This window comes from Micromonospora sp. NPDC020750, assembly GCF_044334565.1.
Classification (GTDB): Bacteria; Actinomycetota; Actinomycetes; order Mycobacteriales; family Micromonosporaceae; genus Micromonospora.
The window spans coordinates 1,046,860-1,070,791 of record NZ_JBIRTH010000002.1 but is presented as its reverse complement, the minus strand read 5'-3'; the positions used below and the strand labels follow the sequence as shown (position 1 = coordinate 1,070,791).

The following is a 23,932-nucleotide window of genomic DNA, read 5'->3' as shown; positions in this document are numbered from 1 at the left end:
GCCCTAAAGCCCCAACCAGCCCGGGTATAAATCATATTGGCACTGGCTTATCAAGCACCCTGTTGAGTTCTCAAAGAACAACCACACACCATCCGGTGAATCCCACTTTGTGGGACCCCCTTCCGGGGCAACCTCTCCAACCTACCCGATCGACTCTTCGCGGTCAACCTCGTTGCCGAGGTTTTCTTTGCCGATTCGATCGAAACCACGTCGACGCACGCCATGACTGGCGGTCGTTGCTGTCGTGGGAAGCCGCAGACCGGCCGATCGCCGCTTCGCGGCCACCCGCCCGGCTCCTGCCGGCTTCAGCACTCTACCTGGCCGGCTTCGCGATCGCAACTCCGTTTCACCGGCGTTGCTCGCACCACCCAGGTTCCCAGCCTCGCTCGGCGTCTCCGCCACGAGCCTGGTGCCCGCTCTCAGCCGGTTTGTCCGGCCTCCCGCTTGCAGAGAGAAAGTTACGCGTACGGCCAACGGAAGGCAAATCAGCCTCCGTCAATGCCGCCGCCGGGTCGCGCCCCGGGGGCCGTCCGCACGGCTCACCCGCACACCATGCGCCGGCGTGCCAGAGTGTCTGGCATGGATGACGCTCCCGCCCTACCGGCGGCCACACTCGCCGAGGAAGCCCTGCTCGGCCTGCTGATGCCCTTCTGGCAGCTGGTCATCGGCGCCGTCGTACTGGTCGTCATCCTGGTGTCGGTCGGCCGGCTGGCCCGTCGAGGAACGTCCCGGATGACCACCGCACTCCTGGTCACCGCCGGCGCCATCGCCGGCCTCACCGTGATCGGCGTCCTGCTCCAGGACTGACCACCGGCCACACGTGACGCCCTACGGGCTGGCCCTGGGCACCGGCCGCAGGTTCCACAACGGCTTCCCGGTAGCGGCGTTCAGAGGCGGCGGTTCGCCAGGCTCGGCAGTTCGGCACGGATCACCCGGAGCCGCTCCAGGTCGAGGTCGACGACGGTCAGGCCGGGGCCGTCCGGCACCTGGCCGAGGACCGTCCCCCACGGGTCGACCACCATGCTGCGGCCGAAGCAGGTACGCCCCGGCTCGTGGTCGCCGGTCTGACCGGCCGCCGCCACGAAGCACTGGTTCTCGATGGCGCGGGCCCGCAGCAGGACCTCCCAGTGGTCCCGCCCGGTGTGCACCATGAACGCCGCCGGCAGCACCAGCAGTTGCGCATCGCCGTCCGTGACCAATTGCCGGTAGAGCTCGGGGAACCGCAGGTCGTAGCAGATCGACAGGCCGACCCGGACGCCCTCGACGTCGACCACCACGGGCTTCTCCCCCGGTGCGACCGTCGCCGACTCCAGGTAGGAGACCCGCCCCGGGATCTCCACGTCGTACAGGTGGATCTTGCGGTAGCTGGCGACCAGCGTGCCGGACCGGTCGAAGACCAGCGACGTGTTGAAGGTGTGTTCCGGATCCGGGCCGACCTCGTGGAACGATCCCGCGACCAGCCAGATGCCGAGCCGGCGGGCCACGTCGGCGAAGAACCGGCCCACCGTGCCGTCGACGGGCTCCGGCGCGGGCAGTCCGGCTGCGGGGCCCAGGTAGTCGACGTACTCCGGGAGGACGGCCAGGTCCGCTCCGGCCGCCGCGGCGCGGGACAACAGGGCCTTCGCGGCCGCGAGGTTGGCCGCCCGGTCATCGCGGGCGTTGAGCTGGCAGACGGCGACGCGCATGGCCCTCAGCGTACGGCCGAAGAAACGCCCGCGACAGCCTCGGACTTCTCCGGGGCCGCCGCGGGAACACCGCTCCCCCGATCTGGGGGAGGACGGGTCAGGCGGACTTCTCCTCGCGGTCCCCGCGGTCGCGACGGGCCCGGCGGCCGGTGAACTCCCGCGGCACGATCGTCGGGTTGACGTTCTCCAGGACCACCTCACGGGTGATCAGCACCCGGGCGGCGTCGGGGTTGCTCGGCACCTCGTACATCGCGGAGAGCAGAACCTCCTCGATGATGGCCCGCAGGCCCCGGGCCCCGGTGCCGCGCAGCATCGCCTGGTCGGCGATCGCCTCCAGGGCCGGTTCGTCGAACTCCAGCTCGACGCCGTCCAGCTCGAAGAGGCGTTGGTACTGCTTGACCAGGGCGTTGCGCGGCTCGGTGAGGATCCGCACGAGGGCCGTCCGGTCGAGGCTGCGGACGTTGGTGATGACCGGGAGCCGGCCGACGAACTCGGGGATCAGCCCGAACTTCAGCATGTCCTCCGGCATCACCTGGCTGAAGACGTCGTCGGACGAACGGTCGGAGATCGACCGGAGCCGGGAGCCGAAGCCGGTGCCGCCGTGGCCGGTGCGGGCCTCGATGATCTGGTCGAGACCGGCGAAGGCGCCACCGCAGATGAACAGCACGTTGGTGGTGTCGATCTGGATGAACTCCTGGTGCGGGTGCTTCCGGCCGCCCTGCGGCGGCACGTTGGACACCGTGCCCTCCAACATCTTCAGCAGGGCCTGCTGGACACCCTCGCCGGAGACGTCCCGGGTGATCGACGGGTTCTCCGACTTGCGGGCGATCTTGTCGACCTCGTCGATGTAGATGATGCCGGTCTCGGCGCGCTTGATGTCGTAGTCCGCGGCCTGGATCAGCTTGAGGAGGATGTTCTCCACGTCCTCACCGACATAGCCGGCCTCGGTCAGCGCGGTGGCGTCGGCGATGGCGAAGGGGACGTTCAGCATCCGTGCGAGGGTCTGCGCCAGGTGTGTCTTGCCACAGCCGGTCGGCCCGAGCAGCAGGATGTTCGACTTGGCCAGCTCGACGGCGTCGCCACCGGAGCCCGGCGCGCCGGCCGCCTCGGCCTGGATCCGCTTGTAGTGGTTGTAGACCGCGACCGCGAGCGCCTTCTTGGCCTGATCCTGGCCGACCACGTAGTTGTCGAGGAACTGGCAGATCTCCATCGGCTTGGGAAGCTCTTCCCACTTCACCTCGCCGGACTCGGCCAACTCCTCCTCGATGATCTCGTTGCAGAGATCGATGCACTCGTCGCAGATGTAGACCCCTGGGCCCGCGATGAGCTTCTTGACCTGCTTCTGCGACTTGCCGCAGAAGGAGCATTTGAGTAGGTCGCCGCCGTCACCGATCCGTGCCACCTACGTTCTCCCTGCACTCATCGGCCGTGCACCGGCCATGACTTGCGGACGCTGCGCTCCGTCCGGCTCTGCTCGCTCGCCGGACCGTCCCGACGCAGCGGTACGAACCCGACGTTACCCGCTGGCGGGGGTTTCTCCGACCCCCAATTCGGGCGTGTCAGAGGCCGACCGGGAACCCGCCCGGCCGGCCTCTGATTCGATGCTCGCCTCAGCCGGCCGCGTTGGCGGCCAGCAGGCCCTTCTTGCGGCTGCTGAGGATCGTGTCGACCAGCCCGTACTCGCGGGACTCCTCGGCCGTCATGATCTTGTCACGGTCGATGTCCTTGCGGACCAGGTCGACCGCCCGGTTGCAGTGCCGGGAGAGCATGTCCTCCAGCTGCGTCCGCATCCGCAGGATCTCCCGGGCCTGGATCTCGATGTCCGAGCCCTGCCCGTAGCCGCCCTCGGTGGCCGGCTGGTGGATGATGATCCGCGAGTTCGGCAGCGCCATCCGCTTGCCCGGCGTGCCGGCGGCCAGCAGCACGGCGGCCGCGCTGGCGGCCTGGCCGAGGCAGACCGTCTGGATGTCCGGCCGGACGTACTGCATGGTGTCGTAGATCGCCGTCATGGCGGTGAACGAGCCGCCGGGCGAGTTGATGTACATGATGATGTCGCGGTCCGGGTCGGTGCCCTCGAGCGTCAGCAGCTGCGCCATCACGTCGTTGGCGGACGCGTCGTCCACCTGGACACCGAGGAAGATGATCCGGTCCTCGAAGAGCTTGTTGTACGGGTTGGACTCCTTCACCCCGTACGACGTGCGCTCGACGAACGACGGCAGGACGTAGCGGTTGTGCACGGCCGCGAACTGGGGCGGCAGGCTCAGGTCGGTCATCGTCAGCTCCTCGCTCAGCTCAGGGTCCCGGCGCCTTCCGGAACCTGGGTGGCTCCGGTGATCACCTTGTCGATGAAGCCGTAATCCCTGGCCTCCTGGGCGGTGAACCAGCGGTCGCGGTCCGAGTCCGCCTCGATCTGCGCCTGGGTCTGGCCGGTGTGGTGCGCGACCCGCTCCTGGAACATCCGCTTCGTGTAGAGCATCTGCTCCGCCTGGATGGCGATGTCGGAGGCGGTGCCGCCCATGCCGCCGGACGGCTGGTGCATCATGATCCGCGCGTGGGGCAGGGCGTACCGCTTGCCCTTGGTGCCCGCGCAGAGCAGGAGCTGGCCCATGGAGGCCGCCATGCCCATCGCCACGGTCGACACGTCGTTGTCGATGAACTGCATGGTGTCGTAGATCGCCATGCCGGAGTAGACCGAGCCACCCGGCGAGTTGATCCAGAGGTTGATGTCGCGGTCCGGGTCCTCCGCCGCGAGCAGCAGCAGCTGCGCGCAGATGCGGTTGGCGACCTGGTCGGTCACCTCGCTGCCCAGGAAGATGATGCGCTCCTTGAGCAACCGGTTGTAGACCGAGTCGTCGAGGTTGCCAATGTTGTCGCCACCGCGGGCCTCGATCGCCCGGAGCGGCTTCGCTGGGATGTGCATGTCGGTCATGGCAGCCCTTCGCTCTCCGTACCGTCTTCCACGACACTAACCGCTCGCCCGGGTGGCACAGTCCCGGTCGGGGCGCTTTTCGCTCTCAGCGCAGCCCCTCGCAGACGTACCCGGAAAAGGGTTTCGGCCGCCGTCCACCGGTCCCGGTGGACGGCGGCCTCAGCCGACGATCAGTGCTCGTGGTCGTGGTCGTGGGTCTCGTCGCTCTCCGCGCGGATCGCGTCGAGGCTGACCTCGTTGCCCGCCGAATCCTTGATCTTGATGCGCTCCATCACCGAGGCGAGCGCCTTGCCCCGCCGCACGTCGCCGAAGACGGCGGCCGCCGCGCCGGAGCGGACGAGCTGGTCGTAGTACTGCTGCGGGGCCATCCCGGCGCGCTGGGCGCGGTGGACGATCTCGTGGCCGAACTCGTCGTCGGAGACCTGGACGTCCTCGGCGTCGGCCAGGATGTCCAGCAGCAGCTGGATCTTGACCCCGTCGGTCGCCGCCTCGTTCAGCTCGGCGTCGATCTGCTCCTCGGTCTTCTCCTCGGCGGCGAGGTACTCCTCCAGCGAGGCGCCGATCCGCTCCAACTGGTCGACCATGGCCTGCTTGCGGCTCTCGACCTCATCGCGGACCACGCCCTCCGGCGCCGGCACCTCGGCGGCCTCGACGAGCTGCTCGAGGGCCTTGTCCCGGGCGGCGTAGATCTGCTCGACGCGCTTGCCCCGGGTGACCTTCTCGCGCAGGTCGCCGCGCAGCTCCTCGATCGTGTCGAACTCGCTCGCCAGCTGCGCGAAGTCGTCGTCGAGCTCGGGCAGCTCCTTCTCCTTGACCGTACGCACGGTCACCGCCACCTCGGCGTCCCGGCCGGCGAAGTCGCCGCCGACGAGCTGGGTGGTGAAGGTGGTGCTCTCGCCGGCGGCGAGGCCGACGACCGCCTCGTCCAGCCCCGGCAGGAGCTGCTTGCTGCCGACCTCGTGGGAGATGTTGGTCGCCTGCCCGCCGGGGACGTCCTCGCCGTCGACCGTGGCGTTCAGGTCGATCTGGACGAAGTCGCCCTCGGCGGCGGCCCGCTCGACGGTCTTCAGCGTGGCGAACCGGTCACGCAGGCTCTTCACCTGCTCGTCGATCTCGCTGTCGTCGATCTGGAGCTCGTCGACGGTGACCTCGATGCTGTCCAGGTCCGGCAGGGTGATCTCGGGCCGGACGTCGACCTCGGCGGTGAAGTTCAGCGAGTCACCGTCGTTGAACTCGGTGATCTCGACCTCGGGGCGGCCGAGGGTCTTCAGGTCGTGCTCGCGGACCGCGGCGAGGATGTTCTGCGGGATGGCCTCCTGCACCGCCTCGTTGAGGACGGTGCCCCGGCCCACCCGCTGGTCGATCACGGCGGTTGGCACCTTGCCCCGGCGGAAGCCGGGCACCTGTACCTGCGAACCGATCTCCCGGTACGCCTTCTTGAGGCTCGGCTCGAGCTCGACGAACGGCACCTCGATGGCGAGCCGCACGCGCGTCGGGCTCAGAGTCTCGACGGTGCTCTTCACAGGCGTACTCCTTGACGGATCTCAGTTGAGTCTGGGCGTAATTCGGCCCATCGAGTGTAGGCGAGCCGACGCGGCCCTCCGGCAGCGCCCGGGGACCGAGCGGAAACGGCGGCTCCCGGGACGCCCCGGCCGCGGACGACAGTCGGGGTGGCGGGATTTGAACCCACGGCCCCTCGCTCCCAAAGCGAGTGCGCTACCAAGCTGCGCCACACCCCGTGGCGACGAGAAGTGTATGCCTTGGCCGCCTGCCGGGAGTGCCGGGGCGTCGCCCGACACCCCGGAACCACCCCGACGGGACACCGGACCCCATCCGGCGCACGCCCCGCACCCGCCGAGCGGCGGCACCCCGACAGGCCGGCGGCAGTCCATTCGGCGTCCCGCAGGCCGCCCGTGGGCTGCACCCAAGCCCGGCACCGGCCGCGAGGCCGCCCGGCGCTCGGGCCGGCCCCGGCCCCACCCGGGCCCGGTCTCGACGTGAACCGCTTTCAGGGAAAGTGTGGCCATGCGGCGGGCCGGAGGCCACACATTCCACGAATCTGCGCGGATCTTGGTACGGGACGTGCCGGGCGGTCGAGGGGTGGGGAGATACGGATGCGCGGTCGGGCCCGGGCACCGGGTAAGCTGTCGGCGCGCCCTGTGCTGCGGGGCGCACGCGGGCGTAGCTCAATGGTAGAGCTTCAGTCTTCCAAACTGACTACGCGAGTTCGATTCTCGTCGCCCGCTCCAACGGCCTCCCGCCCAGGTCAGAGGTCGCATCCCCCGGCGGGGCGGGCCTGCCGCGCCGGAGGCGTGGGCTACGAGGCCGCGACCATGTCGGTAGCGAGAATCGAAGTGTCCAGGCTCGCGCCTCCCGACGACCGTGACGTGTGTGGTGGCGAGTCGCCTGCGCTACCGGCCGGTGGCCGGACGGTCAGCGACCGCGTAGCTGACGACGGACGCTGACCCAGACCCGGTCGCCGAGGCGGGTACGCCGGATCCAGCGCAGCCGGTGCAGCGGGCCGCGCGCGGGTTCGCGCGGCTTGCAGAGACGGGCGTAGGTCTCGCCGGTGGCGGGACGGGTGGTGCCCGGTTCCAGCCGCGCCGAGGCGACTGCCAGCGCGGTGAACTGCTGAAGGACGCGTGCGTCAGCGCGGCCGCCCTGCGCCGCCTTCTGCAGCGCCTGCTCCACCACCGGCCGGCGCATCAGCTCGGTCAGCGGACCGTGCGCGGTGTCCAACAGGTCGGCCATCACCGCCACGCCGTCACCCTCCCACACCCGGGTGGCAGTGGACCGCCCGGTGGAGACGCTGACGAAGGGCACCTCCGACCACTCTGGCACGAGCCGGGCGATCAGGCCGGTGTGCAGCAGGCGTTCGCGCTTCTGTGCCGGGGTCAGCGCGAAGGTGGTGGCGACGAAGCCCGGTGCCAGGAACGGGGTGACCATCCCGGTGGTGTAGGCGGAGGTGGCCCACCGGCGCATGCGTTCCACCAGGTAGAGGTAGTCGAGCAGATGCAGGCCGGCCAGGCCCACCTCGCGGGCGTGGTCAAGGATGCCGCTGATCCGGGCCTTTTCGGCGGCCAGCACCTCCGGCGCGATGGCCCCTTGCGGCCCGGCGAGCAGCCGGGCCATGCTCGCCTCCTCCGGGGTGGGCATCGGGTCGGCCTCGGCCGCCGGGTACCAGTAACCGATTGCCAACTCGCCGGCCGCGCCGGTGAGGGTGGCCGCCCGGACCTGATCGGGAAGCGTCGGCGGGACCGCCGAGCGGGCCAGGTACGTGGACGGAAACTGATGGTCGTAGTGGTCCAGGAGCAGCCGGGCGCGTTCCCGCAGACCGGTGCCGAGCACCTCGGCGGGGGCTCCGACCAGCCGGAGCTGGTGCTCGGGATCGAGGCCCCGTTTGTTCCTGAGGATCTGCACGAGCTGGCGAGCCACCTCGCCTTCCGCCCGAGTGTCCTCGTTGGTGATGAACCGGGGCATGAGATCGGCGGCGATCAGCGTGGCGGCGATGAGCCGGGAGTCCTTGCCACCGGACAGACCGAGGGCGATCTCGTCGCCGTAGAGCCGATGCACGCTGGCGGCGGCCCGGGTCAGTGCGTCGGCGGCCCGCTCCAGCTGCTCGTGCACCGGCCGCCCCTGGTCGGCGTACCCGCTGCTCACCACGTCGTCGGTGGCGTACCGGAGCTCACTGGCAAGGTGCCAGCCACCGCCGGCGACGCGGCGGCCGGTGGCCCGTTCGCCGGGGCGTAACAGTCGGGTGCCGGCGATCGGGGAGAACTCTCCGCCGAAGTGCCCACAGCTGGTGTACGACGTCCAGCCGTCCAGGTCCGGCCGGACCTCGCCGTGCAGGAACGCGGCCAGCAGGGTGGGGCGGGTGCAGTATGCCGTCACCCCGTCGGCCGTGCCGGTGAATACCCGGGCCATGCCGAGCCAGTCCTGTTGCAGGGCGAACCGGTCGGTGTCCAGCGCCAACAGACTGAATGGCGGCACCAGGTCGCGGTGCACATCCTCGCCGGCGAGGAGCCGCCCGGCCAACGCCGCCGGGCCGGTCACGACGTCGAGCCCCACCGGTATCCCCATCGAGACGGCGGTGACCGGACCCTCGGTGTCGACCGTCGGCCACCGGTAGGCCCCAGAATCGGTCGGGTGCAGCACCGCGACGCCCCAGTCGTCGCCCCCGAAGTCGTGCCGCCTCCAGGACGCCGGTACCAACTCGGCGACGGCGTCCGCGAACCGGGCCGTGCGGGCCGCCCGCACGCCCTCGGACTGCGGGACCTCGGCGAACCAGGCCAGCAAGACATGCATCTACATTTCCCCATCGCTGAAGGAATGTGCCGTGTTTGTCGAAGATATAGGATCGCTATCCACATTGGGCGTCCCTGCGGTGCCGATCCCGGCCGTTTGGCCGCGCACTGGCCTGCCGGCCACGCTCGGGGACGACAAGAGCTGAAGACCTCGGGCGCTGCCCCGAAGCCCGGCCCTCCTCAGAGGTCCGCTCCAATCGACCAAGGAACCGCAGGATGGCGTCACGAAGCCCTCGGTACGGATCACGAGCCCAAGGTCAGGGTCGGTGAACGGGCGACCAGCAACGAGCTTGGCCAGCAGCCGACGCCAATCGCTTGCGTTCCGCTCGTAGGTTTGACCAGGCTGAATCGGGCAGCCGCAGCACAATGCGGAGCAGGTCGCCCGGATAGTAATAGCCAACGGCTTGCGTCGCAGCTCCGTGCAACGTCTCACGAGAAACGTGTCGTCCGGGTCGGGGCCCGGCCACAGGCCCCGTTCAAGCTGCTCGTTGTCGTCACGGCGGTCGGGGTGGCCCGCACGGCAGCCCTGGGCGCGTGCGAGGTTGGCGGGCCAGCCGCAGGCCAGCGTCCACGCGTTCCAGCGGTCGCGAGCAGGCCGATCCTCTTCACCGGGTGCGGTATCGAAGTTGTCCGCAATGTGGGCATCGGCTAGCGTGCGCGTCTGTGAAGCGTTTTCGGGTTACCTCCACTCTGTTGATCTGTGCCTCCCTGATGGCTCTCACCGCGTGTGGTGGGGAAGAGACCACGACCACGGCCGGGTCCACGCCGTCCGCCTCCACGGCTCCCGCCTCGTCGGCCGCATCCGCCTCCTCGGCGCCGTCCCCGTCGGCCGCGGCGGGCGCTACGGACGTCACGAGCGACAAGAAGCTCTGCGAGTCGGCGAAGAAGGCCGGGGACGACATGAAGGCACAGCTCGTCGCCGCCCTGCAGTCCGGCGAACCGTCGCCGGCCGTGTTCAAGAAGATCCTCACCGATCTGGAAGGCAAGATGACCACGTTGGCCTCCACCGGGGGCGACAGCAAGGTGGCCACCGCCCTGAAGCAGTTCGGGGTGGAGGCATCCAAGGCGGCAGCGGAAGCGGACCCGGCAAACGCCGCCGACAACCCCGCCTTCGAGAAGGCCGGGGCGGACATCACGGCCGCATGCAAGGCTGCCGGAGTCAGCGTCAACTTCTGACGGCACCACGGCCCTCAGCGGCCGATTCGCCAGCATCGCGGCTGTCTCGCCGGCCACACAACTGGCCCGCGAGACAGCCGCGCTCGCTTCTCACGGTCTCCAGACACAGCGCCAGATCCCTGATCGACAACGGGTGCCGTTCTCTTCCCGTCGGCGCGGCGGCCCCATGCGGTACAAGCCATGTGGGGCGGACCATGGTGGCCGGGAACGATTTCGAGACGGACGGTCGGGGTGCGACTCCTGTCGTCCGTTCCATACTCGGCTCACCCGGTTGTCGGTCAGAACGGCACCGACGTGACGAGAGTCGTAGATCAGTCACTCGGCCCGGATCCCACGGCCTTCGGAACTGCCCCCGTTGGTCGGCCTCGGCTAGCCTGGATCACACACGGTCGAAGCCGGGAGGCGCAATGGAACTGTGGCTCAGAATCGACAACGATCCGGCAGGGACCGAGGCGACGACGCTCTACCGTTGGCTCGCCCGCGACCGGCAACTCGCCCGGCACGCGCGGCTCTCGCCGGCCGCCGCAGCGCCGACCGACGGGGAAATGAGCGGCGGCTCGCTGGAAACGATCAATGTCATTCTCTCCAACAGCATCGCGCTGGCCAGCCTGATCACCTCGATCGTGGCGTTCCGGAAGGCGCAGAAGCAGCAGCGGGGCGGGTCCGGGGATCCGATCGTCGTGCTGCTGGAACGGCCGGGCAGGTCCATCGCCATCGACGACGACTCCACGGCCGAGGGCGTGGTCGAACTGCTCGACGCGGCGGATCCCGCCCCCCGGTCGAGGTGACCTCCGATGGCAACGCTCGCTGACCCGACCGCCTCCCGGGCGGTACTGGTGGGAGTGCCGGAGTACAGGTCGCTGCCGCCCCTGCCGGCGGTGCGCGAGAACGTCGGCGCGCTGCGCCGGCTGTTCGCCGACCCGGCGGTGTGGGGATTGCCCACCGAGAGCATCCTCGTGCCGGACCTGTCCGGCACGGACCCGCTCGACGCCGTGATGGGGGCGCTGCGCTCGGCCGCCCGGGAGGCCACCGACACCCTGCTCGTCTACTACGCCGGTCACGGCCTGACGAACATCCTGACCGGGGAGCTGACCCTCGCTCTGCCCGGCGTCGAGGATCTCGATCAGTGGTGGCGGGCGCTGTCCTTCGACCACATCCGCCGCGCACTCACGGACCCCGCCCTGGCCGCCACCCGCCGGGTGGTCGTCCTGGACTGCTGCTACTCGGCGCTGGCGCTGGCCGGTGACATGGGCCCGGCACCGGCGAGCATCGACGTGGCCGCGCTCACCGAGGTCAACGGGGCCTTCGTGCTGACCGCCTGCGCCGAGTCGGAAACGGCGAAGGCGCCGCCCGGCGCGCGGTACACCGCCTTCACCGGTGAGCTGATCACCGCGCTGGAGGAAGGCATCGCCGACGGTCCGGAACTGCTCGACCTGCACACGCTCTACCGCCACCTGGCCGCGGTCCTGGCCGAGAAGCGCTGGCCGGTCCCTCAGCAGCGCAGCCGCAACTCGATCGGGGACCTGGCCCTGGCCCGCAACCGGGCCTGGTCGGCACCCGTCGCCGCCGCAGGCGGCAGCGGCGACGCGGGGCGGGGCGGACCCGTCCTCCGGCGTGTCGCCGTGCCGGCGACCGAGCGCGCCCGACTGCTGCAGCGCGCGGGCAACTTCCCGGGTGCGGCGGCGGCGCTTCGCGAGGCAGCGGTGGACCAGGAGCCCGAGGCGCTACGCCAGCGCATCAGGCAACTGCGTCGCGCGAATCGGCACTCGGAGGCCGCCGCGCTGTGGCGGCTCGCCGAAGGCGTGTAGGACGCCGAGGACACGCGAGACGCCGAACGCACACAGGACGCCGAGAGCACGCAGGGCACCGAGGGGTCCGACGTCACCGAGGGGTCCGACGTCCTCGCCGCCCGGAGAACCGGCCCGGTCACGCCGGCGGTAGCCCGTCGAGGCTGTGTTCGGCCCGGCGGCGCAGGTCCGCGTCCAGCGGGCTGCCGCGATCGGCGGCCTGCCGGGCCTGCGTCACCGCTTCCGCACGTTCCTTCCAGGCGGCCGGGTCACCGCCGAGGTGGGACTCGAACAGTTCCCAGTTCAATAGCACTAGGTCGATGACTTCGGCGGTGTCCAGGCGGTCGAGCGGGTCGAGCCGGTCAGCCGCCACGAGCGGGACGCCCTCCGGCCCGCCGTACCAGCGCCCGGGGGCGGCCGCCGCGCCACCGACCCCCCTGCTCAGCTCCGCACCCCAGCCCTCACCCCACGAGCGGGTCAGCCGCTCGCGGACGTGGGCGCGCAGCGCCAGGTCCCGGTCGATCCACCAGCCGTGCAGCGCATTGGTCAGCGCCATGCGGCGTACCTGCTGGGCGAACTCCGGGGACAGCAGCGCCACCGTGGCCCCGTCGGGGCGGACGAGGCCCAGCCGGCGCAGCAGCGCGATGTCCTGCGAGTCGATCGTCAGGTAGGTCCGGGTGAGCACCTGGTACAGCAGGTCTCCCCCGCGCTCGCCGGTGTCCGCGTTGAGGTTCGCGATCGACCGGGTGAACTGGTCGCGGAACTGCGATTCCACCTGCTCCCAGGCCAGCGCCGCGTCCAGCCGGTCGGTCAGGTGCGTCTCCACGAGTTCGTGGCAGAACAACTCGATGAGGTACGGGTGGTTCCCGGCCCGCCGGACGATCTCGGGCCGCAGGTCGGTGAGGTCGACGCCGGCATCGTCGGCGCGGGCCAGCATGGCGGCGACCTCGTCGTCCCGGAAGGGGCCCACCGGCCGTCTCATCCCCATGACCCCGTCGAGCGTCGAGTGGGCCACGGCGGCCAGCTCGATCGACTTGATCGACCGACGGGACAGGGTCACCAGCCCGGCGGAGTAGTTCTTCTCGCTGACCAGGTCCCGTAGGAGCTGGAACTCGACGCGCCGGAAGACCTCCGCCTGGTCGAACTCGTCGAGGATGACGCCGACGCCGACACCGACGCGGTGCAGGGCGGTGAAGAACGCCTCGAAGCACTCCTTCAGGTCCAGCCACTCGGTGCTGCTGTGCACCGAAAGCTCGATGTCGTTGAGGCCGGCGAGCCAGTCGGGCGGCGCGCCGTCCCCCGGCTGGTTGAGCCGCTCGGCCGCCTGACGCACCCGGGCGACGACAGCCCGGAACACGTCGGCGCCGCTCTCGTACGCGGCGACGCTGAGGTAGACCACGAGCAGGTCGGGACGGTCGACCGCGAACAGTTCCTGAGCCCGGCGTACGACGCTGGTCTTGCCCATCCGGTGGTTGCCCTGGAGGCTCAGGTTGGCCGGGCGCGGGCCCCGCCAGGAGTTCTCCAGCAGGCGCAGCAGGTCGCGCCGGCCCACGAATCGTTCGGCGGTGGCCACCTGTCCGACGCCGAGGTACGGATTGACCGTCATGGCAGCCGACCCTAGCGCCCCAGTTCGATGGACGCCCCGACGTGGTGCATCAGCAGCCAGTCCTGGTAGAGACGGACGACGATGCGGTATGCGCCCCCCTCCTTGCGGACGACGTCCCGAATCATCAGGTCGTTCAGCAACTCGGTGAGGTCACCCCTGCCGCGGTAGACGGCCTGCACCCGTTCGATGGTGGCCAGGCCCTGCCGGGAGGCGACCGCCACAGCCAGCAGGACGGGGCGGAAGTGCTCGGCGGTGGGGGCGTCAGGTTCGGTGTAGCCGGCGGTCTCCAGGTTGTCGAAGTCCTCCTCGCCGAGCGAGTCCAGCAGTTGTTCCCGGACGAGTTCCACGTCGGCCTCGGTGACCAGCGGGGCCCGGTTGAGGTTCATCTGCTCGACCAGGAAGAAGCAGAACTTCTGGATGTAGAAGGCGCTGCCGCCGGTCAGCTCGACGATCCGGTTTACGGCGTGCTGCCGGTACCGGCTGTGCCCGTCCCGGCCCCCGATGAGGATGGGTAGCTCGATCAGCTTCCGGGCGTTGATGTCGTCGAGGTAGGTGACCCGCTCCCGGGCAAACACCCCGAAGACGTTGGCGTGCTCGCGGATCACCCGTTCCAGCGCGTCCTGGCCCACCACCACGAGGTGGAAGACGCGCCGCTCGATGATCGCCTTCAGCGCCTGCATGAACGACTGCGGCAGCAGGCGATTGCGGATCCACTCGTCGAAGTACTGGAACTCGTCGATCAGGACGACGACATGTGGTGGCCGGTCGAGCGTGGCGAAGTAGTCCTCGATGATGGAGATGAAGTCCACCACCGGCTGCGGGCTGGCGGCGAACTGTTCCCGGGTGACGTGCGCGGCCAGGCGGGGCCGACCGGCGCCGGCCGGGTCCTCGAGCAGTTTGCGGCCCGTCCGGTTGAGGATCTCCCAGAGCAGCTCGCCGAGCAGGGCGTGCGGGCTGCGGCCGACGAGGCCGCCCTCGGGGCTGAAGCTGCCGATGTTGCCGAGGTCGACCACGATCAGGTTGTTGGACGCCCGCCGCTCGCTGAGCCGGTCGATCAGCCGGAACCGGATGGAGGACTTGCCGGCCCGCTTCTGGCCGAAGATCGCCACACCGGTGCCCGGCACCGGGGCGAGCCGGAGCCGGCGTTCGATGTTGTCGAGCAGTTCCTCCCGGCCGAAGAACATCTCCGGGTCCTGCACCGGGGCGCCCGTGGAGCCCTGGAAGAACGGGTTGTCGATCTCCTCGAACTTCGACGGGTCGGCGAGCTGCACGGCCAGGCTCGCCTCCACCTGGTCGTACTCGTCGTCGGAGCGGGACCGGTACAGCAGGGTCACCGGCAGCGAGAAGGCGCCGGCCCGGACTCCGCTGTCGCTGACCCGCAGCTTCACCACCAGCACCCGGTGCTGCCCGCCGCTCACCGCGCTGGTCAGCCGCAGCACCTCGTCCTGGGGGATGAACAGGTCCGGCTCGCTGCGAATCCGCAGCTCCCCGGACTCCAAAGGGGCCATGCCCTCCTTGTTGCGGATCTCGATCTGCACCGTCACCAGCCCGTGCTGGTCGCGGTTGCTCTCGGCCAGCGCGAGTGCCAGGTCCGGCTTGGGGCGGCGCTCGGCCAGCAGGTGCTCCTGCGCCTGCTCCACCAGCGAGGCGATGCGGACGGCGATCGGGTCGACGCCCTCGACCGCGAAGCTGGTGGGCGCCTTCGCCACCTCGCTGCGTACCCCCTTCATGGTGTCCGTCACCCGGCGCAGCGAGGCGTCGCGCTCCTCGAAGGACCCGGCGTAGATGAACTGGAGCAGCTCGCGCAGGGCGTCTTCGATCCGGCTGAGGCTCTCGCTGTCCGAGTCGACCTCCGGACGCACCTCGGAGAGCCTGACCAGCGCGGTCTTGATGACGTCCTCGGCGATCGTCAGCTCGTGCAGGGGCGCCAGGGCGGCGACCTTCCGTCGCTGCTCCCGCCCCCAGGCCGCGCCGTACCGCTGCCACGCCTCGCGCATCACCTCGAAGGTCGGCCGGCCCGACGGGTGCTCGTCGGGCCAGTCGTCGAGCAGGTCGCCGTCGAGGTAGCCGCGGTCGGCGAGGTACCTGGCCGCGGCGGCGCGCAGTTCCGGGTCGTCGTGGATGACCGCGGTGACCCGCTCGGCCGCCACATCCGTCTGGGCGACGAGCTGCGCCACCAGCGGGAAGATGGCGGAGCCGTGCTGGCCGAGCTGTTCGCGCAGGATCGGCGCGACGACCTCGTCGATGGGCGCGCCGTCGGGGGTGGAGTCGCGCCGCCCCAGTGCCGGCCGCCCGTTGAGGGAGAGAAAGAACCGGCCGATGGCCAGCCGGGCGTCGCCGCCCCGGGCGGGGTTGCGCAGCCGCTCGGAGGCGGCCAGTGCCTCGCAGTACAGGTCCCGGGCAGCCTCGCTGGCCTGCCGGTCCAGCACCAGGTCGGCCAGCGCCGTGAGGCCGCTGCACAGCCAGCCGTGCAGCTTGTCCTCGTCGTCGTCGTGCCCGTTGGCGCCGTACTCCCGCAGGATGGCCGCGGCGGAGATGTAGCCGTCGGCGCTGTTCTCCCGCTGGTACCCCCGCGAGTGCCCGGCGTTGTCGGCGAGCCGCGTCGCGTCGCGGAAGATCGGCTGCTTCTTCTCCCGCTTGCGCTGGTCCTTGATCCCGGCCGCCTGCTCGGAGTACCGGTCCATCACGTAGGCCACCAGGGCCGAGGTGAACAGGCGGTCGATGAACTTGGGTGTGCTGAGGGACAGCTCGTTACCCTGGCGGATCGCGGCGACCTGGCGGCGGATGTCGTCCGCCCGGTCGGTGCTGTCGTCGCGGATCAGGTTCTCGGCCTCGTCCAGGCCCACCGACGTCCGCTGCTGCACGTACGCCATGGCCAGGCCGCGCCGGACGGCGGGGTTCGCCGGGGTGGCATCGAGCAACGTCTTCCACTCGGGGATCGAGTCCTGCCCGGCGGAGAACTTCACGAACGCGATCTGGTGCAGCAGGTGCCGTCCCTTGGAGCTGGACGGGTCCCGGGAGGCGAGCTGGCGGTGCAACGCCTCCAGCGCGTCGCGGTACCTACCGGCGGCGATGTAGAAGTCGATCAGGATGTTGTCCAGGGAGTCGCCGGGCGGCACCACCCCGGGGAACTCGACCTCCAGGATCCGCAGCGCGGCCTCCGCGCCGTCGAGCCGTTTGATCAGCCAGGCGAGGTCCTTCACCGCGCTCTCGCGCTTCGGCCCGCCCGAACGGATCTCCTCGCGGTACGCGGCCTTCGCCCCCTCGAAGTCGCGCTTCTTCTTGTTCAGGTGGTCGGCGCGGGCGAAGTGGTCGCTGGCCGCCCGCGCGGGTGCGGCGGGCGGCCGGGGCGCGGGATCGGGCGGCTTCTCCACGGTCCGACGCGGGGTGGGCAGGAGCCGGCCGGGGGTGCCCGGGCGGCCCGGCGCACCCGGCCGGACGGCCGGCGGGAAGCCCGCGGCCCGGAACCGGATCGGACGCGGCTGCGCCCCTTCGGGGCGGGCGCGGGGCTCCGGCGTCACGCCGTTGGGGCAGGCCTCCTCCACCGCCCGCCGGGTGATGGACGGCAGGTTGGGGGCGAGGAGCAGGTCGCCCAGGGGCGCCCGGGAGCCGGCCGCGTCCAGCACGCCCAGCAACGCGTGCCAGGCCGCCGAGTCGATCATGGGGGTGATGTTGCGGAAGTACCGGAGCAGGGCGTACACCACGGCGTCGCTGTCCGCGTTCTTCGCCGCGGCGACGGCCAGCAGCCGCCAGCTCTCCGGGTCGGCGGTGAGGTCCGCCGCGGTGGCGAAGTACTGCTGGGCGGTCGCCGGGGCGGCGTTGAGCAGCTCGATGACCCCGATCAGGTGGTAGAGGTCGCCGTTGACCGGGTCTGCGGTGAGGATCCGGCGCAGGCCCGTCGCGATCTGACCCAGCCGGCCGAACTTGGGTGCCAGCTCGTTGATGTTCGCGGCGTTGCGGTACCGCTGGTACTCGGAGTGCAGGCCGCTGTACTGGTCCTGCGGGACGTCGATGTCGAAGGACACCTCCACCGGCATCGAGGCCACGGCGCGCAGGGCCAGGTCCGAGGTGACCGCGGTGGAGGCGGCGGCCACCTCGACCGGCGCGAACGGCGGGCCGCCCTCGGCCACGGGCATCGCCTGCCGCGGGGGTTGCTCGACGACGGCCGGCGGAACGGGGTCGTCCGCGGCCGGCGCCGGTCGCGGAGCGGGCGGCGGGTCGGACGTCGGCACCGCCGCCGGGGTGGGCTCGGCCGTCGGGGTGGGCACCGCCACCGGCACCGCCACCGACGCGGGCTCGGCGGCCGGCACCGCCGCTGGGGCGGGCCCAGCCGGCTGAGTCGGCGGGACGGGCCCGGCCGGCGGTGCCACCGGGGCCGGCTCGGCCGGGGGCGCCCCCACCAGGGTCCGCAGCCCGAGGATGCCCGCGAGGGCCAGGACGCTCCGCCCGCCGTCCGGCTGCTGGAGCACGAGCCGGTTGAGCGTCAGCTCCACGAGCTGGCCGACGAACAGGTCGCCGGTGATGAGACGGACCTCGACGTGGTCGCCGACCCGCGCGACCGACTGGACAAAGTCAGCGTCCATCACACTCCACAGTCGAACGTTGGCCGGACAGATGATCTGCCTACCAGCTAGCCCGGAGCACGGCAGCAGTGTCAAGCACAAAGCCGACAGTAACCGCCGACGCCCGGGGTCCTCGGCCGGCGCGGGAGGCCACCCTCCCGGCTCGTCGAGCCGGCCCCGGCTCCCATCGTGCCTGGCCGTCCCGCAGGCGCTGGCCGGGCGGGTGTTCCGCCTGCGTACGATGCGGGGCCGGACATCCCCTCGTCCCCGGCGGAGGTAGCGGCACATGGCAGGCCAGCACGAGGGCTTCGCCCTCGGCGTCGACCTCGGCACGTCCAACACCGTGGCCGTGCTCCGCTGGCCGGACGGGCGGACCCGGCCGCTGCTCGTCGACGGGCAGCCGGTCGTCCCCTCCGGGGTGTACGCCGACGCCGACGGACGCCTGCACGTCGGCCGGGACGCGCAGCGGCTGGCGCAGGCCGACCCGGGCCGCTACGAGCCGAACCCGAAACGCCTGATCGACTCCCCCACCGTGCCGCTCGGCGACCGCGAGTACGCCCCAGCCGACCTGCTGGCCGCGATCCTGCACGCGGTGGGCCAGACCGCGGTCGCCACGGTCAATTTCCTCCCCCCGGCGGTGCTGACCTGTCCCGCGTCCTGGAATGACGCCCGGCGTCAGGTCCTCGCCGACGCGCTGCTGCGGGCGGGCTGGCCGCAGGCTGCCGAGCACACCCTCTCCGGCCCCACCCCGCTCGGCACCCGGCTGCTGCGCGAGCCCGTGGCCGCCGCCCGCTACTACGCCCAGGTGCTGCGCCGGCCGGTGCCGGTCGGCGGCTCCATCGCCGTGTTCGACCTGGGCGGCGGCACCCTGGACGTGGCGGTGCTGCGCAACGAGGGCGCCGACCCGTGGGGCGACTCCGGCTTCGCCGTGACCGCCACCGGGGGCGTGCCCGACCTCGGCGGGCTCGACCTGGACGCCGCCCTGACGAGCCGGCTCGGCGAGCTGGTGTCCGCGACCGACCCGGCGCGGTGGGCCCGGCTGACCCAGCCGGCTGACGCCGGGCAGCGGCGCGACCTGCACCGGCTCCGGGAGGGCGTCCGCGAGGCGCGGGAGATGCTGTCCCGGGCCCCGGTCGCGCCGGTGGTCGTGCCGGGATCGCAGGAGGTCGTCCAGCTCACCCGGGACGACCTGGAGCGGGTGGCCACCCCGCTGCTGGCCCGGGCCGTGGCCGAGACCGGGCGGGTGATCGCCGCCGCCGGCCTCACCCCCGACCGGCTCGCCGGCCTGTTCCTGGTGGGCGGCCCGACCCGGATGCCGCTGGTGGCCCGGATGCTGCACGCCGAGTTGGGCGTCGCGCCGACCGTGCTGGAGCAGCCGGAACTGCCGGTGGCCGAGGGAGCGCTGACGGACCTGCCGGCCCCCCGCCCGCCACGGCAGGCGGCACCGGCCGCGCCGGCGGGTGGCGCCGGGGGCGTACCGGCGGCCGCGCCTGCGGTGGCCGGGGCCGGCGGCCTGCCACCCACCTGGATCGACGGCGGGCCGGGACTACCTCCGACCGCGCCCGCCGGGCCGGGGCTACCGCCGATCGCGCCCGCCGGGCCGCCCGGGATGCGTGGAACGCCGGAAGCCCCGTGGGGCGTGCCCGTCTCCGGTACGCCGACGCCGCCGGCCGGCCCCCGGCGGCGGGCGCTGTGGATCACGGTCGCGGCGGTGCTCGCCCTCGCCGGGGTGGCCGGCGGCGTCGCGCTGTGGTACACCCGGGACCGCTACCCGGGCCTGGAGTTCCACACGCTGGCCGAGGTGAAGCGCGTGCCGGCCGGCGCGGACCGGCCGACGGCAACCTTCACCGCGCTGCTCGGCGACACCGGCTACGCCGCCTACCCGCTGCCGGACGACCGGCTGGAGATCGTGGCGGTCGACGCGGAGACCGGCAGGGAGCGGTGGCGCAAGCAGACGACGCAGGTGGCGCAGCAGTGGGACGAGATCCGCGCCGTGCCCGGCGCGGTGGCGGTCCTCTCCGACGCGACCGGCGTCGAGGCGCCCCGCGAGCTGCTGGTGCGCGACGCCGCGTCCGGGGAACAGCGGTGGGCCCGGACGATCCGGAACGACGACGAGGTGATCTTCGGCACGGACGTGGCGGTGCTGGTCGACCGGGCCAAGGACCGGCTCGTCGGCCTGCGGATGAGCGACGGCACGGAGGCCTGGGTCCAGGACAACCCGCGCGACGAGTCGGGCAGCACCCGCAGCGCCGTGCTGCCGGTGGGCACGGACGAGGGCGACGGGGGCCCGGCGTACGCCGGCGGTACGCCCCGCGACCCGTGGCGCGGAAAGGTCGACCGGCTCGTGCAGATCGGCGCGGACCGCTCGGTCCGGCTGATCGACCTGGACAAAGGGTCGGTGCTGCGGAGCTGGACGGGCGTCGCCGACTGGGACGACCTCGTGGTCGCCCACGAGGACCGGCTGTACGTGGTCGACGACAGCGGCGCCGGCCGGTACCGGCTGCTCGGGTACGACCTGACCCGGGTCACCGAGCCGACGATCCTGCACAGCTCGGACGAGGGGCAGCGGGCGAAGGCGCTGGTGGCCTGCGGCGAGCACCGGGCGTGCCTGCTGGAGACGCCGTCCGGCGACGCGGACCGCTCCGAGGTGGTGGCGGCCACCGAGGGTGCCGGGACGCGACGCTGGGCGGCGCCGAGGGCGGAGGAACTGGTGCCCGTGGGCGAGCACCTGATCGTCCGGCGGCAGTACCCCGAGTCGACGTCGACCATCCTCGACCCGAAGGGCAAGGCGGTGCTGCGGGACCGCGACGGGACGGCGGTCCGGCTGGACGCCGGCAACGCCCTGATCTTCGCCGACCCGTTGAGCGCCAGCGAGGGGAACCGCAGCGTCGCCGCGATGTCCGTCGGCGCCGAATCCCCGGCCGAGCTGGGCGAGGCCAAGGACATCCGCAGCGCGTCCTGCTCGTGGGACACCAGCGTGCTGCTCTGCGGCGCGGACAAGGAATTCGTGCTGTACCGTTTCGCCCCCGCGCCCTGACCCTCCCCCACTGAACCGACGAGCCCCGGCCGGGCGGGCGTCAGTCGGCGGCGGCCAGGTTCCGGAAGAAGCCGAGCGTGGCCGGGTCGTCGATGGTGGCCGGGACCGGCTCGTCGCGCCCCTCCACCAGGCCCCGCATCGTCCGGCGCAGGATCTTGCCGGAGCGGGTCTTCGGCAGGGCCGGCACGACGGTGACCCGACGGAACGCGGCGACCGGGCCGATCCGCTCCCGCATCCGGGCGACCAGCTCGGCGGCGAGGACGCCCGGGTCCACCTCGACGCCGGCCTTGAGCACCACGTACCCGCTGGGCACCTGGCCCTTGAGCTGGTCCGCCACGCCGATGACGGCGCACTCGGCCACCGCCGGGTGGCCGGCCAGCACCTCCTCCATCGCCCCGGTGGAGAGCCGGTGCCCGGCCACGTTGATCACGTCGTCGGTGCGGCCCATGACGTACAGGTAGCCGTCGTCGTCGAACCGGCCGCCGTCGCCGGTCAGGTAGTAGCCGGGGAAGGTGCTCAGGTACGACCGGACGTAGCGCTCGTCGTCGCCCCAGAGGGTGGGCAGGCAGCCAGGGGGCAGCGGCAGCCTGATCACGATCGAGCCGTCGACGCCCGCCGGCACCTCCACGCCCCGCGGGTCCACCACCCGCACGTCGTACCCGGGGACGGGCACCGACGGCGAGCCGGCCTTGATCGGCAGCGGCTCCAGCCCACGCGGGTTCGCCGCCACCGGCCAACCGGTCTCGGTCTGCCACCAGTTGTCCACCACGGGCACACCGAGCCGCGCGCCGGCCCAGGCGAAGGTGTCCGGGTCGAGGCGCTCGCCGGCCAGGAACAGCGTCCGGAGGCTGGACAGGTCGTACCGGCCGATCCGCGTGCCGTCCGGGTCCTGCCGGCGGATCGCCCGGATCGCGGTGGGGGCGGTGAACAGGGCGGCGACCCGGTGCTGCGACACGACCCGCCAGAACGCGCCCGCGTCCGGGGTGCCGACCGGCTTGCCCTCGTAGAGCACCGTCGTCGCCCCGGCGAGCAGCGGGCCGTACACGATGTAGGAGTGGCCGACCACCCAGCCGACGTCGGAGGCGGCCCAGAACACGTCGCCGGGCCCGATGCCGAAGACGTTGGCCATCGACCAGCGCAGCGCCACCGCGTGGCCGCCGTTGTCCCGGACCACGCCCTTCGGCCGGCCCGTCGTGCCGGACGTGTAGAGGACGTAGAGCGGGTCGGTGGCGGCGACCGGGACGCAGTCGGCCGGCTCGGCGCCGTCGAGGGCCTCGTCCCAGGTCAGGTCCCGGCCGGGGGTGAGCGGCGCGGGGTGCTGGGGGCGCTGCACGATGACACAGCGCTCCGGGGCGTGCTCGGCCTCCGCCAGCGCCGCGTCGAGAATCGGGTGGTAGGGCACGATCCGGTCCACCTCGATCCCGCAGGAGGTGGCGACCACCACCTTCGGCCGGGCGTCGTCGACGCGGACCGCCAGCTCGTGGGCGGCGAAGCCGCCGAACACCACGGAGTGCACCGCGCCGATCCGGGCGCAGGCCAGCATGGCGACCACCGCCTCGGGGACCATCGCCAGGTAGAGCAGCACCCGGTCGCCCCGGCCGACCCCGAGCCGGCGCAGGGCCCCGGCGAACCGGGCGGTCGCGTCGCACAGCTCGGCGTACGTGTACGTCCGGGTGGTGCCGGTGACCGGGCTGTCGTGGATCAGCGCGGGCTGGTCGCCGCGTCCCGCCGCCACGTGCCGGTCCAGTGCGTTGTGGCAGGTGTTCAGCTCCCCGTCGGGGAACCAGCGGTACAGCGGGGCCCGGCCCTCGTCGAGGATCCGCTCCGGCGGCCGGTGCCAGTCGATGTCCGCCGCCGCGTCCCGCCAGAAGGCGGTCGGGTCGGCGATGCTCCGCTCGTACGCTGCTCGATACGCACCCATCCCGCCATGGTGGGGCGTGCCGCCCGGCCGGCACGACGGCCGGCCCGCTCCGGTGCGCCGGACGCACCTGCCGGGTCGCCGAACGGCGGACCGGACGGCCGACCCGGCGGTGTCAGTCGTCGGTGCCCGCCGCGGATGAAGGCGCGTGGGGCGGGTAAGCAGCGCCGCCTGGTGAGGAACGGCCGGCGTCGCGGCGGACCGCGACTCCGGCGCCCGGGCGGGCGGCTCCGCGCCGGCCCGCCCGGGCACCGGACCACGCACCGGTGCGGCCCCGGCCCGGCCGGGGTCAGTTGCCGGTGACCCAGTTCCAGGCGGAGACCACCCACTCGGTCTGCTGGAGGTAGGCGACCCCCAGGACCACCAGGAAGACCGCCGTCACGATGTGGGCGCCCCGCGCGCTGCGCCGGACCCGCCCGAGCTGCCGCTCCCAGATCACCCGGCCGAGCAGCCGGGACAGCCCGAACAGGCCGGCCGCGACCAGCAGGCTCAGCAGGAAGGTGAGCAGTGGCGCGCCGAGGTCGCCCCGCCCGGAGATGGCCCAGATGCCCCAGCAGACAAAGGCGAAGAGGCCCCCTGCGGCGCTCCACTCGCCGCCGACCCGCAACCGGGCCAGGTGCCAGCTCAACGGGCGGCGCGGCGCCGGCACGTCGCCGGACCAGAGCCCGTCGTGCCCGTCGTGCCCGCCCTGGTCGATCGTGGGGAACGGTTCGGTGCGTGGAGTGCGCGGCTGCCCCACGGAGGCCACCCCCCGGCGGAAGGCGTCGCGCTGTGGCGGCACCCCGACACCCGGTTGCGGCGACACCTCGACGGTCCGCTCCGCCCACGGCTGTGTCTGGTCTGCCATCTCGTGTCCTCCCCTGACGTCGGTGCCGGCACCGGCCGGCCCCACCTCCGAGGGTAACGAGCCGGCAAATCGGTCGCCTGC

At 72.0% G+C, this 23,932-nt stretch carries 15 protein-coding genes and 2 tRNA genes; 6 read left to right on the top strand and 11 right to left on the bottom strand.

Features of this window, described 5'->3' with window-relative positions; translation table 11 throughout:
* Positions 1-579 precede the first annotated feature (579 nt).
* A complete protein-coding gene (locus ACH4T9_RS10200; protein WP_396669912.1) occupies positions 580-807 on the top strand; it encodes a hypothetical protein in 228 nt (75 codons plus the stop codon).
* A gap of 80 nt (positions 808-887) precedes the next feature.
* Here the strand turns inward: ACH4T9_RS10200 and ACH4T9_RS10195 are convergent, their stop codons facing one another.
* The 6 genes from ACH4T9_RS10195 to ACH4T9_RS10170 form a co-directional block, all read right to left on the bottom strand.
* Entirely contained in the window at positions 888-1,685 is a 798-nt protein-coding gene (locus ACH4T9_RS10195) for a carbon-nitrogen hydrolase family protein (protein WP_396669913.1), read from the bottom strand.
* Positions 1,686-1,782: 97 nt separating this feature from the next.
* A complete protein-coding gene (clpX, locus tag ACH4T9_RS10190) occupies positions 1,783-3,087 on the bottom strand; it encodes an ATP-dependent Clp protease ATP-binding subunit ClpX (protein ID WP_387026193.1) in 1,305 nt (434 codons plus the stop codon).
* Between the two features lie 208 nt (positions 3,088-3,295).
* A complete protein-coding gene (locus ACH4T9_RS10185; RefSeq protein ID WP_350886248.1) occupies positions 3,296-3,958 on the bottom strand; it encodes an ATP-dependent Clp protease proteolytic subunit in 663 nt (220 codons plus the stop codon).
* 14 nt (positions 3,959-3,972) lie between these two features.
* Positions 3,973-4,614 carry an ATP-dependent Clp protease proteolytic subunit gene (locus tag ACH4T9_RS10180; protein ID WP_161684732.1) on the bottom strand — a complete coding sequence of 214 codons (642 nt, stop codon included), beginning with the start codon at positions 4,612-4,614 and terminating at the stop codon, positions 3,973-3,975.
* A gap of 170 nt (positions 4,615-4,784) precedes the next feature.
* Positions 4,785-6,137 (bottom strand): trigger factor, encoded by a 1,353-nt coding sequence (tig, locus tag ACH4T9_RS10175; RefSeq protein WP_396669914.1) that lies wholly within the window; start codon positions 6,135-6,137, stop codon positions 4,785-4,787.
* A gap of 142 nt (positions 6,138-6,279) precedes the next feature.
* Positions 6,280-6,353: transfer RNA gene (locus ACH4T9_RS10170), tRNA-Pro, on the bottom strand.
* 436 nt (positions 6,354-6,789) lie between these two features.
* Between ACH4T9_RS10170 and ACH4T9_RS10165 the strand changes: the two genes are divergently transcribed.
* A tRNA-Gly gene (locus tag ACH4T9_RS10165) sits at positions 6,790-6,863 on the top strand.
* 184 nt (positions 6,864-7,047) lie between these two features.
* Here the strand turns inward: ACH4T9_RS10165 and ACH4T9_RS10160 are convergent.
* Positions 7,048-8,919 carry a hypothetical protein gene (locus tag ACH4T9_RS10160; protein ID WP_396669915.1) on the bottom strand — a complete coding sequence of 624 codons (1,872 nt, stop codon included), beginning with the start codon at positions 8,917-8,919 and terminating at the stop codon, positions 7,048-7,050.
* Between the two features lie 662 nt (positions 8,920-9,581).
* Here ACH4T9_RS10160 and ACH4T9_RS10155 point away from each other — a divergent pair.
* From ACH4T9_RS10155 to ACH4T9_RS10145, 3 genes are all read left to right on the top strand, one after another.
* Positions 9,582-10,094 carry a hypothetical protein gene (locus ACH4T9_RS10155; protein ID WP_396669916.1) on the top strand — a complete coding sequence of 171 codons (513 nt, stop codon included), beginning with the start codon at positions 9,582-9,584 and terminating at the stop codon, positions 10,092-10,094.
* 407 nt (positions 10,095-10,501) lie between these two features.
* The gene (locus ACH4T9_RS10150) at positions 10,502-10,882 is read left to right on the top strand and encodes a hypothetical protein (protein WP_396669917.1); all 381 of its coding nucleotides are present in this window, start codon (positions 10,502-10,504) and stop codon (positions 10,880-10,882) included.
* 6 nt (positions 10,883-10,888) lie between these two features.
* Positions 10,889-11,902, top strand: coding sequence for a caspase domain-containing protein (locus ACH4T9_RS10145; protein ID WP_396669918.1), 1,014 nt, complete (start codon positions 10,889-10,891; stop codon positions 11,900-11,902).
* A 118-nt stretch (positions 11,903-12,020) separates the two neighbouring features.
* On the opposite strand, the gene ACH4T9_RS10140 is transcribed toward ACH4T9_RS10145, so the two are convergent.
* Both ACH4T9_RS10140 and ACH4T9_RS10135 read right to left on the bottom strand, forming a co-directional pair.
* On the bottom strand, positions 12,021-13,487 hold the full coding sequence (locus ACH4T9_RS10140) for an ATP-binding protein (RefSeq protein WP_396669919.1): 1,467 nt from the start codon (positions 13,485-13,487) through the stop codon (positions 12,021-12,023).
* Positions 13,488-13,498: 11 nt separating this feature from the next.
* A complete protein-coding gene (locus tag ACH4T9_RS10135) occupies positions 13,499-18,070 on the bottom strand; it encodes a hypothetical protein (RefSeq protein WP_396669920.1) in 4,572 nt (1,523 codons plus the stop codon).
* Between the two features lie 265 nt (positions 18,071-18,335).
* Between ACH4T9_RS10135 and ACH4T9_RS10130 the strand changes: the two genes are divergently transcribed.
* Positions 18,336-21,086, top strand: a complete 2,751-nt coding sequence (locus ACH4T9_RS10130) for an Hsp70 family protein (RefSeq protein ID WP_396669921.1) — start codon at positions 18,336-18,338, stop codon at positions 21,084-21,086.
* A 40-nt stretch (positions 21,087-21,126) separates the two neighbouring features.
* Here the strand turns inward: ACH4T9_RS10130 and ACH4T9_RS10125 are convergent, their stop codons facing one another.
* Together ACH4T9_RS10125 and ACH4T9_RS10120 are read right to left on the bottom strand one after the other, a co-directional pair.
* Positions 21,127-23,007, bottom strand: coding sequence for a propionyl-CoA synthetase (locus ACH4T9_RS10125; protein WP_396669922.1), 1,881 nt, complete (start codon positions 23,005-23,007; stop codon positions 21,127-21,129).
* A 286-nt stretch (positions 23,008-23,293) separates the two neighbouring features.
* Positions 23,294-23,851 (bottom strand): hypothetical protein, encoded by a 558-nt coding sequence (locus ACH4T9_RS10120; protein WP_396669923.1) that lies wholly within the window; start codon positions 23,849-23,851, stop codon positions 23,294-23,296.
* Positions 23,852-23,932: the final 81 nt, after the last annotated feature.